Annotated in this window: 11 protein-coding genes and 1 pseudogene; 5 read left to right on the top strand and 7 right to left on the bottom strand. The window is 73.9% G+C overall.

The genetic code is table 11. The features are described from left to right. Position 1: 1 nt before the first annotated feature. Positions 2-1,126, bottom strand: coding sequence for a CPBP family intramembrane glutamic endopeptidase (locus HUN58_RS08680; RefSeq protein ID WP_114850184.1), 1,125 nt, complete (start codon positions 1,124-1,126; stop codon positions 2-4). Between the two features lie 36 nt (positions 1,127-1,162). On the opposite strand from HUN58_RS08680, the gene HUN58_RS20480 reads away from it, so the two are divergent. Next, positions 1,163-2,122 (top strand): EamA family transporter, encoded by a 960-nt coding sequence (locus HUN58_RS20480; RefSeq protein ID WP_254631716.1) that lies wholly within the window; start codon positions 1,163-1,165, stop codon positions 2,120-2,122. Between the two features lie 50 nt (positions 2,123-2,172). Here HUN58_RS20480 and HUN58_RS20485 read toward each other — a convergent pair. Next, a pseudogene (locus tag HUN58_RS20485) lies at positions 2,173-2,592 on the bottom strand (GNAT family acetyltransferase); the annotation flags it as partial. Between the two features lie 85 nt (positions 2,593-2,677). On the opposite strand from HUN58_RS20485, the gene HUN58_RS08695 reads away from it, so the two are divergent. Both HUN58_RS08695 and HUN58_RS08700 read left to right on the top strand, forming a co-directional pair. Continuing rightward, entirely contained in the window at positions 2,678-3,484 is an 807-nt protein-coding gene (locus HUN58_RS08695; RefSeq protein ID WP_229666968.1) for a class E sortase, read from the top strand. Further along, on the top strand, positions 3,481-3,657 hold the full coding sequence (locus HUN58_RS08700; protein WP_167509945.1) for a hypothetical protein: 177 nt from the start codon (positions 3,481-3,483) through the stop codon (positions 3,655-3,657). The genes HUN58_RS08695 and HUN58_RS08700 overlap by 4 nt, the downstream gene beginning before the upstream one ends. An 89-nt stretch (positions 3,658-3,746) precedes the next feature. Here HUN58_RS08700 and HUN58_RS08705 read toward each other — a convergent pair whose 3' ends face one another. From HUN58_RS08705 to HUN58_RS08720, 4 genes are all read right to left on the bottom strand, one after another. Continuing rightward, positions 3,747-6,749: an AAA family ATPase gene (locus tag HUN58_RS08705; protein WP_141860331.1), complete on the bottom strand. Its 3,003-nt coding sequence runs from the start codon at positions 6,747-6,749 to the stop codon at positions 3,747-3,749. After that, positions 6,749-7,912, bottom strand: coding sequence for an exonuclease SbcCD subunit D (locus tag HUN58_RS08710; protein ID WP_141860329.1), 1,164 nt, complete (start codon positions 7,910-7,912; stop codon positions 6,749-6,751). Before HUN58_RS08710 ends, HUN58_RS08705 begins: the two co-directional genes overlap by 1 nt. A gap of 64 nt (positions 7,913-7,976) precedes the next feature. Further along, positions 7,977-9,080: a S24/S26 family peptidase gene (locus HUN58_RS08715; protein ID WP_180225674.1), complete on the bottom strand. Its 1,104-nt coding sequence runs from the start codon at positions 9,078-9,080 to the stop codon at positions 7,977-7,979. A gap of 18 nt (positions 9,081-9,098) precedes the next feature. Then, entirely contained in the window at positions 9,099-9,701 is a 603-nt protein-coding gene (locus HUN58_RS08720) for a TasA family protein (protein ID WP_180225675.1), read from the bottom strand. 188 nt (positions 9,702-9,889) lie between these two features. On the opposite strand from HUN58_RS08720, the gene HUN58_RS08725 reads away from it, so the two are divergent. Together HUN58_RS08725 and HUN58_RS08730 are read left to right on the top strand one after the other, a co-directional pair. Next, on the top strand, positions 9,890-10,360 hold the full coding sequence (locus tag HUN58_RS08725; RefSeq protein ID WP_180225676.1) for a MarR family winged helix-turn-helix transcriptional regulator: 471 nt from the start codon (positions 9,890-9,892) through the stop codon (positions 10,358-10,360). Positions 10,361-10,409: 49 nt separating this feature from the next. Beyond that, a complete protein-coding gene (locus HUN58_RS08730; RefSeq protein WP_180225677.1) occupies positions 10,410-10,919 on the top strand; it encodes a DUF664 domain-containing protein in 510 nt (169 codons plus the stop codon). A gap of 110 nt (positions 10,920-11,029) precedes the next feature. On the opposite strand, the gene HUN58_RS08735 is transcribed toward HUN58_RS08730, so the two are convergent. Next, the gene (locus HUN58_RS08735) at positions 11,030-13,150 is read right to left on the bottom strand and encodes a DEAD/DEAH box helicase (protein WP_180225678.1); all 2,121 of its coding nucleotides are present in this window, start codon (positions 13,148-13,150) and stop codon (positions 11,030-11,032) included. Between the last annotated feature and the right edge of the window lie 186 nt (positions 13,151-13,336).

Consider the following 13,336-nt stretch of genomic DNA (forward strand, 5'->3'; position numbering starts at 1 on the left):
CCTACGGGCGACGGGCGACACCCACCGCACTGTCCACAGCGGCACCCGTGCGGTCGCCGGACCCGGCCGCGTCGTCGACGCGGGCCGGTGCACCCGCCCACCCCGTGCCTCCCGGCCGGAACCAACGCGACCCACCTGCGAAGGCCGGCGGCGTCCCCCGGAAGCGGGGCGCCTCGTGACCGGCGAACCGCCGGTCCAGCTTCCGCCACCGCGCGAGCACCTCGACCATCCCCCAGTACAGGAGCGAGGTGCCGAGCGTCACGAGCCATCCGCCCACGGTGCCCTGCGCGTCCTGCGACGTCAGGTCGATCCGCGACCAGCCGGGCGCCTGCAGCACGAAGATCATGATGTTGTTGAAGGCGTGCTGGAGCACCGTCGCCTCCATGCCGCCGGTGCGCAGCACGATGATCGCGGCGACGAGACCGAACGAGCCGACGTCGAGGATGCCCCAGACGTTGTAGCCGTTCGGGATGTGCAGCAGCGCGAACACGACGGTCGAGACGCCGACCGCCACGACTGTGCCGACGAAGCGGACCGGGATCCACGAGCCGATCGTCTGCATGAGGAAGCCGCGGAAGACGTACTCCTCGGCCGCACCCTGGAACGGGACGAGCAGCACGACCAGGACGATCGTCAGCGTGAGTGTGCTGACCGAGACGGTCGACTGCCCGATCGCAGCGTGGTCCCAGCCGAACCCGCCGTCGAACGTGAACATGCCGATGGTCTGGACCGAGAACATGATCGCCGCGATGACGAGCGTCGGCAGCAGGCACCACGCGGTCCAGCGCCAGCGCACCCGGAAGCGCGTCGACGACAGGACGTTCGCCGGGCCGAGCTTCGCGACCTTGACCGCGAGCAGGATGCCGGGGAGCAGCACGACGAGCGACACCAGGGACAGCGACAGGATCAGCGGATCGGTCGGGTCGAGCGCGCCGCTGGCCAGGTCCTGCTGGAAGCGCATCAGCCCCTCGGGTCCCTGCGACGCCCCGATCGGGACGAAGTAGGCGACCGCCAGGACCACCTGCGTCGCGACGTACCACCCGGCCAGGACCGCCAGCGCGACGAGCGGGCGCCACCACCGCCAACGGGCGTCGACGCGGGGCAGGCGGTGGTACGGAACGCTCACGCTGCGCAGGCTACCGGGCCGGGCAGGATGGGAGCCGTGCTCACCGTGCTGCTCGGCCTGACCGGGGCCGTCGTCTACGGCGCCGCCGACTTCCTGGGCGGCGTCGCGGCCCGGCGGCTGCGCGCCGTCACGGTCGCCGCGGCCGCCGCCGCGGTCGGGCTGGTGCCGCTCGCGGTCGGGATCCCGCTCGTCGGCGCGGATCTGACCGGATCGGCCGTCGGGTGGGGGCTCGTCGCGGGGCTCTCCGGCGGGGTCGCGGTGCTGCTGCTCTACCGCGCGCTCGCGATCGGTCCGATGAGCGTCCTGTCGCCACTGACCGCCGTCTTCGCGGCCGTCGTGCCCGTGGTCGTCGCGCTCGTCCGGGGCACGTCGCTGTCGCCGACGGCGTGGGTCGCGCTCGTGGTGGCGGTCGTCGCGGTCGTGCTCGTCGCGGCGGTGCGGGACACCTCCGGCGCGCGGGTCACCCCGGCCGGGCTGGTCACGGCAGCCGTCGCGGGGTGCGGGTTCGGTGGGATCGTGCTCGCCTACGACGCGGCGCCGGACGGCTCGGGGGTCGCGCCGCTGCTCGTGGCGCGCGGGGTGCAGACGGTGCTGCTCGGGGCGGCTGCGGTGGTGGTCGCGGTGCGGTCCGGCGCGTCGGGTCCGGCGGGTGCAGCGCTCGCTGTCGGTGCGTCGCGTCCGGTGGGTGCTGCTGCAGGGACTGGAGGCACGGTGCGCGTGGGCAGGTCGGCACGCGCGGGTGCGTGGTCGCGTCGCGTCGTGGCGACGGTCGTCGCCTGCGGGGTGCTCGACGCGCTGGCGAACGTGTGCATCCAGGCGGCGCTCCGCGCCGGGGACGACCCGTCGACGCTGCCGGTGGTGAGCGTGCTCACCGCGCTGTACCCGATCGGCACGGTGGCGCTCGCGGGTGTGGTGCTGCGGGAGCGCCTCACGCCCGTGCAGTGGAGCGGGATCGGGCTCGCGTTCGCGGCGGCCGTCGGGCTCGCGCTCGCGTGAGGCGGGCGGCCGTCTGGCTCGCGCGGGTCGGGTCGGTCGTCCGCGATCAGTCGCTTGCCGAGCGACACCGCGTGGTCCTCGGCGTACCCGAGCGAGGCGTAGAACCCGAGCACCCGCTCGTTGCCGGCCCGCACCTGGACGTTGACCTTCGGGCAGCCGCGCGCGAGCAGCAGCCGTTCGAACTCGGCCATGAAGGCGCGGCCGAGCCCGGTGCCCTGCTGGTCCGGGTCGACGGCGAGGTAGTTCACCCAGCCGCGGTGGCCGTCGTAGCCGGCCATGCCGGCGCCGACCAGGGTGGGGGCAGCGGCGTCCGAGGACTCGGCGACCAGGAAGAGCTCGGGCTGCTCGGCGGTCTTGCGGGCGATGTCGCGGTACGGGTCGTTCCACGGGCGGAGGAGTCCGCACGCTTCCCACAGGGCGACGACGGCGGCGGTGTCGTCCTCAGCGAAGGTTCGGAAGCGGTACGACATGTCCACAGGCTAGCGCGGCCCCCACCGGACGGACGCTCACGTCTGCTATACCTGTTCGACCACCGCACCTCGGACCAGGAGCCCCGTGACCGCACACGACACCATGCCGTCGGGGCTGTCTCCGTCCGGTGACGAGATCCCGGAGCGCCCCCGCCGGCGCCGCCCGAAGCAGACGGTCGGTGGCGCGCTCGTGTCCCTGCTCGCCGAGCTGCTCATCATCGCGGGCGCCGGCACCGGGCTCTACGTGCTCTGGACCGCGTGGTGGACCGACGTGGTCGCGGTGAACGAGCAGACCGCCCTCGTGCAGGACCTCAAGCAGACCGCGGTGCCCAAGACCGCGGGGACCGAGCACCGCGAGGCCGCTCCCGTCCTGGCCGAGCCTCCGGGACTGTCGACGGTGTTCGGCACGATGCAGATCCCCCGGTTCGGCGCGGACTACAACCGCCCGATCGGTGAGGGCACGGACCGTGAGAAGGTCCTCAACACGATCGGCCTTGGCCACTACCAGGACACCGCGATGCCGGGGGCCGAGGGCAACTTCGCCGTCGCCGGCCACCGCGTCACCTACGGCAAGCCGCTCAACCAGATCGCGGACCTGAAGAACGGCGACTCGATCGTCGTACGCGTGACCGACAAGGCGAAGGACTTCGACGTCTGGTACGTCTACAAGGTCACCGACTCGCAGATCGTCACGCCCGACAAGATCGAGACGATCGCCCCCGTGCCGAACCAGCCCGGCGTGCAGCCCACCGCCGAGGACCGCTGGCTCACGCTCACCGCCTGCCACCCGATGTGGTCGGCCAAGGAGCGGTACGTCACGCACGCCAAGCTCGACTACTGGATGCCCGCTTCGGAGGGCACCCCGAAGGAACTCTCGGAGACGCCGAATTGATCTTCCCGTTCGTCTGGCGCATCCTGCCGGGCCCCGTCGTCCTGAAGGTGCTCGAGCTGCTCGTGCTCATCGCCGCGGTCGTGTGGGTGCTCTTCACCTTCGTCTACCCGTGGATCGCGTCGGACATCCTGCCGCCGCCCGACGGCACGGTGGACGTGTCGCCGTCGCCCTGACGACCGCTCGCGGTCCGCTCCGGACGTGCCGGCCGGGCTCTGCCGTGTCGGGTCGGGCCAGTCCAGTCCGGGCCGGGCCGGGCCGGGCGTCAGACGGTGGTGGTGACGCGGGACCCTCCGCCGGGGGTCCGGCGGACCGCGATGCGCTCGGGGATGCGCTGCTTGAGCTCCTCGACGTGGCTGACGATGCCGACCTGTCGTCCGCCGGCCGTGAGCCGGGCGAGCTGCCCGATCACGTCGTCGAGTGTCTCCGGGTCGAGCGTCCCGAAGCCCTCGTCGACGAAGAGCGTGCCGAGCGCGACGCCGCCGGCCTCGGCCTGCACGACGTCGGCGAGCCCGAGCGCCAGGCAGAGCGACACCGTGAAGGTCTCGCCGCCGGACAGGCTGCCGGGAGCCCGGAGCGTGTCGGTCGTGTGGTCGTGCACGGCGAGGGCGAGTCCGGTCTTGCGGGCGCGTGAACCGGTCTCGCGCTCCTCGGAGGTCTCGAGGGTGAACCGGCCGCCGAGCATGCCCCTCAGTCGGTCGTTCGCGGCAGCGACGACGTCCTCGAACCGCCGCATGAGCACGTACGTGCCGAGGGTGATGCCGCTCGGGTTGACCGAGGTGGACCCGGCGGCGACGTCGGCCAGCCGCACGACCGCGCGGCTCCGGGCGGACGTGGACTCCCGCGCACGGACGGCACGAGCGACGTCCTCGCCGCACCGGGCGGCGGCTTCGAGCCGGTCGGCCGCCGAGACCGCGACCCGGGTGGCGGCGTCGGCGCGCTCGACCGCGGAGTCGCGCGCGGCGACGGCTGCCGTCAGGTCGAGGGGTTCGTCGGCGGTCCGGGCGGCCTCGGCGACGGCCGCCTCGGTGAGGCCGGCGTCGACGACGGCCCGCTCCCGGTCCGCCGTGGCCACGACGGCACGGAGGCGTTCCCCCTCGGCCGCGGGGACGAGTGCCGCGCGGGCCCGCTCGACGGACTCGAAGCCCTGCTCGGCGCAGACCTCGGTGACCTCCGACTGCCGCTCGGCGACGGACGCGGCAGCCGTGGCGGCGCGGACGTCCGCAGCGAGCACGGCGTCGAGCTCCGCGACACGGTCGTCCAGGGCACGCACCGCGTCAGCGAGCGAGCTCCCGCCCGCGGCAGTGTCGGTGCTCGCACTCGTGCCGGCGTCGAGCGCCCCGGTGGCGCGACGGACGGCAGCGTCGACGGCAGCGGTGTCCTGGGCGAGCCGCTCCGACTCGGCCGCGGCGGAGGACACCAGGACGGCGTGCTCGGACGCGACCGTGGTGCGCTCCTGCTCGAGGGCGCGGGTCTGCTCGTCGTGGGCGCTGCGCCGGCGCTCGAGGTCGAGCACCTGGACGGCAGCGTCGTGTGCTGCCCGGACCCGCTCGGCCGCAGCGGTCGCACGGGCCTCGAGGGTGTCGGCGTCGAGGTCGCCGAGCACCGTCCGGAGCCGCTCGTGTTCCTGCTGCGCGAGCGCGAGGTCGGTCGCCGCGGCGGCGAGGGCGGCCTCGGCAGCGCGGGCAGCGGACGCGGCGGACTCGACCGCGTCGGCGGAGGGGTGGTCGTCCTGCGGCACCGCGACGCTCGGGTGCTCGACCGCACCGCACACCGGGCAGGCGTCGCCCGGCTGCAGGGCGGCGCCGAGTTCCCCGGCGAGGCCGGCGATCCGTCGGGCGCGCAGGTCGGTCTCCGTGGCGAGCGCGGCCGTCGCTGCGGCCCGGGCACTCGCGACCGCTCGCTCGGCCTGCTCCTGGGCTCGGGCTGCCGTGACGCGGGTGGACAGGTCGGCCCGGAGCTGAGCAACCCGTTCGACCTCGACCCGGGCGGGCTCGGCGTCGGCGGCGAGGGCGGCGGCGGTCCGGGCGGACTCGACGATCGTCGCGCGCTCGGCCGGACGGCGCTCGAGCGCGTCGACGAGCGCCGCCGACCGTGCCGCGAGGTCCTCGGCTCGGACGGCCGCGTCCGCAGCGCTCCGGCGACGGGTCGCGAAGGTGCGCTCGACCGCGACGAGGTGTCGGACGTCCGACAGACAGTCGGCGAGGGCGGTCCGGAGGCCGACCACGTCGGTGTCGGCGTCGAGCCCGGCACCCTGCCGTTGCGACGCCGCCGCATCCGTCGCCTGTGCGGCACGCGCGCGCGCCGCGTCGAGGGCGTCGGCGCTCGTCGCGACGCGGGTGGCGCGTTCGCCGAGTGCCAGACGATCGCGCGCCGCGGTGACCTCGTCCGCGGCGGCGTCGAGCGCCCGACGACGGTCGAGCAGTGCGGCACGACGTTCGCGGGCGGTGACGCGCTCGCGGACCGACCGCTCGCGCTCTCGGGCCCGCTCGGCGTCGGACACCGCGGCCCGGCGGTGCTCGTCGGTCTCGGCGGCGACGCTGCGGAGACCGGCGACCACGTCGTCGACGGCGCGTTCGTCGGGATCCTCGACCCCGGCGGCCTGCGCGAACCGGGACTGTGCGTCGCGGACGCGGGACTCGGCGCCCTCGACCTCGGCGAGGACCGCGCGACGACGGGCCGCGAGCTCGTCGGCCGTGCGGTCGTAGACCTGCGTGCCGAACAGGGACTGCAGGAGCTTCCGGCGTTCCTCGCCCGGGGACCGCAGGAACCGCGCGAACTCGCCCTGGGGCAGCACGACGGTCTGCAGGAACTGCGCGCGGTCGAGCCCGACGATCCGCGTGACCTCGAGCCCGATCTCCGGGATGCGGGACGACACCGGTTCGCCCGCGGGGTCGGCGGGGTGCGCCAGACGGAAGAGCTGGGCGGACGCCTGCTGCCGGACCGTGCCGGTGCCGCGCTGCTTGGGTCGGTCGTACTGCGGGGTGCGCCGGACCCGGAACAGCCCGGCACCCGTCTCGAAGACCAGCTCGACGAAGGGCTCGGTCGCGGGGTCGGCGTGCTGGCTGTGCAGGCGGTCGGGCGTCGAGGACTCCCCCGCGAGGCCGCCGTACAGGGCGAACACGACGGCGTCGATGATCGTCGACTTGCCGGACCCCGTCGGCCCCTCGAGCAGGAACACCCCCGAGGCGGCGAGCGCGGCGAAGTCAATGACGACGGTATCCGGGTACGGCCCGATCGCGCGGAGTTCGAGGCGGTGCAGGTACATCAGCGCGTCCCGTCCGCGTCGAGGGTCTGCAGTGCGGCCTCGTACGCCTCGGTCAGGACCGCCAGGTCGTCGTCGTCCGGCGCCGCACCCGTCGCGAAGGTCACGAAGTCCGCGGCGACCTCGACCGGGTCGGAGGTGGCGCTCACCGCGCGGGCGGCGACGCGCTCGGGGCGTTCCGCGGGCTCGTGCGTGACCGCCAGGGCGAACGGGAAGTGGTCGCGGACGCGGGCGTACATCCGCTCGGGGTGCACGGTGTCGGTGACCGCGACCCGGACCCACGCATCGGCGTCGGCGTGGTGCGCACCGGACTCGATCGCGTCGATCGTGGCGCGGACGTCCACCAGGCGGCGCGGCACCGGTGCCGGCAGGAGCTCGACCGCGACGCCGCCGTCCGCCGCGAGGTCGACGAGGGTCACGCTCTTGCGCTGGTGCCGCTCGCCGAACGAGAACGCGAGCGGGGAGCCCGCGTACCGGATCCGGTCGCCGTCGCCCACCCGCTGCGGCCCGTGCAGGTGCCCGAGCGCCACGTAATCGATGCCGTCGAACACCGTGGCCGACACCTGGTCGACCCCGCCGACACGGATGTCCTGCTCGCTGTCGCTCGGCGCGGCACCACTGACGAAGGCGTGCGCGACGACGACGCTGCGGTGCCCGGGACGCGCGCCGAGGTCGGCGCGGATGCGGTCCACCGCGGCCTCGACGACGGCCTGGTGCGACCGGGCGAGTGGCTCGTCGGGGACCGGAGCGAGGGCGTACCGCGTCAGGTCGGGGTGCAGGTAGGGGATGCCGTAGACCGCGACCGGGCCGTGGTCGTCGGCGAGGAGCACCGGGTCGGCCAGCCGCGCGGGCTCGGCGACGATGCGGACCCGGTCGTGCATCACCCCGGCGCCGAAGCCGAGCCGTGCCGCGGAGTCGTGGTTGCCCGGGGTCAGGACGACGGTCGCCGTCTGCGCCAGGCGCTCGAGCGTGCGGGAGAGCAGGCGGACGGCGTCGACGGGCGGGATCGCGCGGTCGTAGACGTCGCCGGCGATGACGACCAGGTCGACGGCGCGGTCCCGCACGGTGTCGACGAGGAAGTCGGCGAAGGCCGCCTGGTGCTCGAGCAGGTCGGCTCCGAGCAGCGTGCGGCCGAGGTGCCAGTCGCCGGTGTGGAGGATCCGCATGCCGTCACGGTAGCGGCGGCCGGGGACATCGCCGGGCACCCCGCGGCGAGCTGTGGAACGCGCCTCAGCTGCAGCTGAGGCGCAACGACGTGACGACCGTCACGGTCGGCTGCGCGTCTCCGTCCGCGAACCAGACGCTCATAGGGACGGCGTCCAGGGCGCGGACCGCGATCTTGCCGCTCGAGATGTTCAGCAGTCCCGCTGTGATCACGACGCTCGTGGCATCGGCACCCAGTGTGGCGATCCGCGTTCCATCCCACGAGACCTCGTACCCGCGGATCGGCCAGTCCGGTTTCGTCCAGGAGATCGTGGCCCCGCCGCCCAGCCCGTTCGACACGCACGTGACCTTGGTCGGGCCGGGCATGGTCGCGGCGCTCAGCCTCGACGTCGGCGAAGCCGTCGTCGCCGCGAACGGCGCGGCCTCGGCCCGGTGCGGCGCGACCGCCCCGACCCCGCCGAGCACCGCCACCGCGACGAGCAGCGCGCTCCCCTGCCGCAGCGCGACGTGCCGTGCGCCGCCGCGCACGACCGGACCCCGCGCCGACCGCCGCCCGTGGACGCGCAGGGCGTCGGACGGGGGCTGCGGGGCGGGGGTGCCCCGGGCCTCCCGGCCGGTCCGACGCAACCCCGCGTCCACCGTGCACAGCGCGAGCAGGCCGGCCACTGCGGCCGCCATGGCGGCGACCGCGCCCCACCGACCCTCGTGCGCCCACAGGACGGGCACGCCGATGAACGGGACGCGCAAGTAGCCGACCCCGTGCACGGCCGAGCGTTCGAGGGGTGTCGAGTCTACGGCGGGGTTGGCGTCGCCCTTCGTCACGATCGTGCCGTCCGCGCCCGTCTCGACGTACCGGTGCAGCCGCAGGTGCCCGGCCTGGTCCGGGTCGTCGGCGAGCAGGACCCGGCCGGGGACGACCTCGGGCGCGGGGACCGGCCGGGAGACGACGACGTCCCCCGGCACCAGCCGGGGTGCCATCGACGCGGTCACGACCGTGGTGGGCTGCCAGCCGACCACGGCCGGGACGGCGGCCCACAGCGCCAGGCCGACCACGGTCGCGACGATGCCGCGCGCGAGGGTGCCGACCACGACGCGCCCCCAGTCGAGCGCGTCGAGCACGGTGTCCGGACGGGCGTGGCGGTGCTGACCGCCGACGCCGGTGGTGTCCATCACGGTGCCCGTCGCGGATCAGGTGTTCTGGGCCTCCCAGGTGAAGCCGAGCGAGGCCGAACCGCCCTGGGCGGTGTTCGGGGTGTCCGGCGACACCGTGTAGGTGAACTTGAAGACCCGGGTCTCGGGGGCGGTACCCGTGGGCGTCCACGATCCCTTGCCGGTCGCGTACGTCGTGGTGTTCGTGCCGAGCGTCGAGAGCGTCGTCGCGGGGACCACCGAGGCGCCGGTCGCCAGGGCGGTGAAGCCGTCGCACGACCCGAAGCCGCCTCCGGTCCCCTGTTCGACGGTCATCGTGATGTTCGCCGCCAGGTCCTTCTGCGACGTCAGGGACGACGTGTAGAGCTTCACCGCGGACGGCAGGGTGCCGCTGGACGTGACGGCGATGCACTTGAACCCGGTCGACCCGGGCTTGAGGTTCGTGACCGTGAAGAGCGCGGTGTTGCTGTCGTCGTCGGACAGGGCGACGCTGCCGGCGGTCCAGTTGCTCGTCGGGTTCGACGTGGCGTCGGAGAAGGCGGAGTACGAGGCCGTCGAGACGACGGCCCCCGAGGCGACGAGTGCGGCCGGGACGGCGATCCAGGCTGCGAGCCGGGCAGCACGAGGAGACACACGGGACATGGTTGTCCTCCGAGAGGGGTTCTGATCGGTTTCGGTTCCGGACCCGCGGTGGTTGGTCGCGCTGCGGAACCTGGTGGTTGGGCAACACCGTACGTGCTCCCTGAGCGTTCCACAAGACTCTTTGCGCGTCACTTGCTCAATCGTTCACATACTTGTTGAATGAGGTACATCCTCCCGAGACGAGTCCCATGACGAACACCCTCACCACGCTCACCACCGCCGACCGCCCGGCGCCGGTCGACGACCTGGACCGCGTGCTCCAGGCCTTCCGAGCGCTGCAGACCCAGCACGCGCGGGTCCTGACGCACCAGAGCGTCCTGCGCGGGCTGCACGCGACCGACCTGCGGTTCCTGGTGTTCGTCGCCGGTGCAGACGCGGGCGTCACGCCGAAGCACGCGAGCGACCACCTCGAGCTCACCACGGGTGCGATGACCTCGTTGATCGACCGACTCGAGCAGCGCGGGCACATCGAACGACGGCCGAACCCCGGCGACCGACGGAGCATCCTCGTGCACCTGACCCCCTCCGGGGTCGCGGTCGCCGGCGAGGTCGCAGCACTGTACCGGGAGGCCTTCCGCTCGGGCGTCGACCCTGCCGACCTCGCCCGTGTGGCGGCCGCGCTCGAGGCCGTCGGCAGCGCCCTCGACCGCCGCCGCTGACCGGAGCGAGCCCGTCCGAGCTGCGGGGCGGCCGCGTAGCGTCGGCGGCATGACACCGTCCGAACTCCTCACCGAAGCGTTCTCCCGCGTCCCCGAGACCGTCGCCAGGGCCCTCGACGGCCTGTCCGAGGACCAGCTCGCGACACGACCGGCAACCGGCGCGAACACACTCGCCTGGCTCGCGTGGCACACCGCACGCGGCCAGGACGCGCAGGTCGCGGACCTGGTGGGCAGCGAGCAGGTCTGGACCGCGGACGGCTGGGTCGAGCGCTTCGGCCTGCCGTTCCCCGCCGAGGCCCTCGGCTACGGCATGTCCCGGGACGACGTCGGTCGCGTCCGGGCCTCGGCCGAACTGCTGAACGGGTACCTGCGTGCCGTGCACGAGCGCACGGTCGCCTACCTGGCGACGCTCGGCCCGGAGGACCTCGACCCCGTGGTCGACGACGCGTGGGACCCGCCCGTCACGCGCGGCGCACGGCTGGTCAGCATCCTCGACGACTGCGTCCAGCACGCGGGGCAGGCCGGGTACGTGCGCGGCCTGCTGTTCTTCTCGCGCTGACCCGCCGCGCGTTCTTCGCGAGACGCAACGTGCGAGGTGCGGGAAGACGGACGGGAGGCACGGTGCCAGCTGGCACCGTGCCTCCCGTCCGTTCTCCGGTCGCGTCGCGATCAGCGCGCAGCGAGCTCCGCGACGATCCCGTCGCCCGGGCCGGCCTCGACGAGGTCCGCCTCGATCTCCGCGTTCTCGAGGATGCCCTCGATCTTGCGGCGGCGGCCACGCGGGACGAGCGTCACGACGGTGCCCTCCTTGCCGGCACGGCCCGTGCGGCCCGAACGGTGCAGGTACGCCTTGTAGTCGTCGGGGGCGTCGGCCTGCACGACGAGCGAGACGTCGTCGACGTGGATGCCGCGCGCCGCGACGTCGGTCGCGACGAGGACGTTCACCCGGCCGCTCGTCAGGAGCTGCAGGTTGCGGGTCCGACGGGACTGGTTGAGGTCACCGTGCAGCGAGGTCGCACGGATGCCGGCGTCCTCGAACTGGTCGGCGAGACGCTCGGCGTAGGCGCGGGTACGGGCGAAGACGATGGTCTTGCCGTCGCCCGCGACGAGCTCCTCGAGGACCTGGTCCTTCTGGCGCTGCTCGACCACGAGCACGCGGTGGTCGATCGTCGAGGACGCCTGGTCCTCCCCGGCGACCTCGTGGACGCTCGGCTCGTGCAGGAACTCCGACACGAGCGACGCGACCTGTGCGTCCAACGTCGCGCTGAACAGGAGCTTCTGCGCACGGTCGCCGTGCGGGGTGACCTCGGCCGTGGCCGAGAGGATCTCGCGCACCGGCTCGAGGAACCCGAGGTCGCACATGTGGTCGGCCTCGTCGAGCACGGAGACGACGACCTCGCTGAGGTCGAGCTTCCCCTTGTTCATGAGGTCCTGGACGCGACCGGGCGTGCCGACGATGATGTCAACGCCGCGCTCGAGGGCACCCTCCTGGCGGCCGTAGGGCACACCGCCGTAGATCTGCGTCGTGAAGAGGCCGACCGAACGGGCGATCGGCTGCACCGTGCGGTCGATCTGCAGGGCGAGCTCGCGGGTCGGGGCGAGGATGAGGGCGCGCGGGGCACGGCCCATCCGGCGCTTCGTGCCGCCGCCGTGCTCCATGAGCTTCTCGACGAGGGGCGCACCGAAGGCGATGGTCTTGCCGGAACCGGTGCGGCCACGGCCGAGCACGTCCTTGCCGGCGAGCACGTCGGGGATCGTCGCTGCCTGGATCGGGAACGGGCTGGTGGCGCCCATCTCCGCGAGGGTGCGGGAGATGTTGCCGCCGATGCCGAGGTCGGTGAAGCTCACGCCCTCGACGTCGGCCGCGATCGTCGCCTCGGCCTGGAGCTTCTCGAGCTTGACGTCGTCCGCGGGGACGTACCCGGTGCGGGCCTCGTCGCGGGCGTCGCGGCGCTGGGGCCGATCGTCGCGGTCGAAGCGGCGCGGGGCACGGTCGTCCCGGTCGAAGCTGCGGGGAGCGCGGTCGTCGCGACGCTGCGGGCGCTCGTCACGGTCGAAGCGGCGCGGGGCGCGGTCGTCCCGGTCGTCGCGACGGGGAGCGCGGTCGTCGCGGTCGAAGCGACGCGGGGCCCGGTCGTCGCGGTCGAAGCGACGCGGGGCACGGTCGTCACGGTCGTCGCGACGGGGAGCGCGGTCGTCACGGTCGAAGCGACGCGGGGCACGGTCGTCACGGTCGAAGCGACGCGGGGCCCGGTCGTCGCGGTCGAAGCGACGCGGGGCACGGTCGTCACGGTCGAACGAGCGCCGCTGCGGGCGCTCGTCCCGGTCGAAGCGGCGCGGGGCGCGGTCGTCACGGTCGAAGCGACGCGGGGCACGGTCGTCACGGTCATCACGACGGGGAGCGCGGTCGTCCCGTTCGAAGCGACGCGGAGCGCGGTCGTCCCGGTCGGAGCGACGCGGAGCGCGGTCGTCCCGGTCGGAGCGACGCGGCGCACGGTCGTCCCGGTCGTACCCGCGTGCACCGCGGTCGTTGCGGTCGAAGCCACGCGCGCCACGGTCGTCGCGACGCTGGCCGCCGTCGCGCGGCTCCCAGTTCGGACGCGCCGGACGCTCGCCCTGCGCCGAACGGCCGCGGCGCTCCTCGGCGTCCCAGCGCTGCTTCTGTCGCGGCTGCGACGGGTCGGCGGCGCGGAAGCCGCGGTGCTTGCTGCTCCGCGCGGCGGGGGTGCCGTTCGGGTGGCGGACTCGGTCGTCGGCACGCTGACGCGCGCCCTTGTCGTACGGGGCCATGGCTACTTTCCGGGGTGCGGACGTCCGCATGCCCGGCAGCGACATCGGCGCGGAGCTTCGAGCGGAGAGGGGGTTCTTCCCGTCGCGGTTCGACGTGAATCCAGCCCTCGAGCAACACACACCCAAGCAGAATCCGTGATCACAGTGTCACGGTGTCGAAGGCCGACCGCGTGAGTCTACGCGAGA

Source organism: Curtobacterium sp. Csp1, from assembly GCF_013347185.1.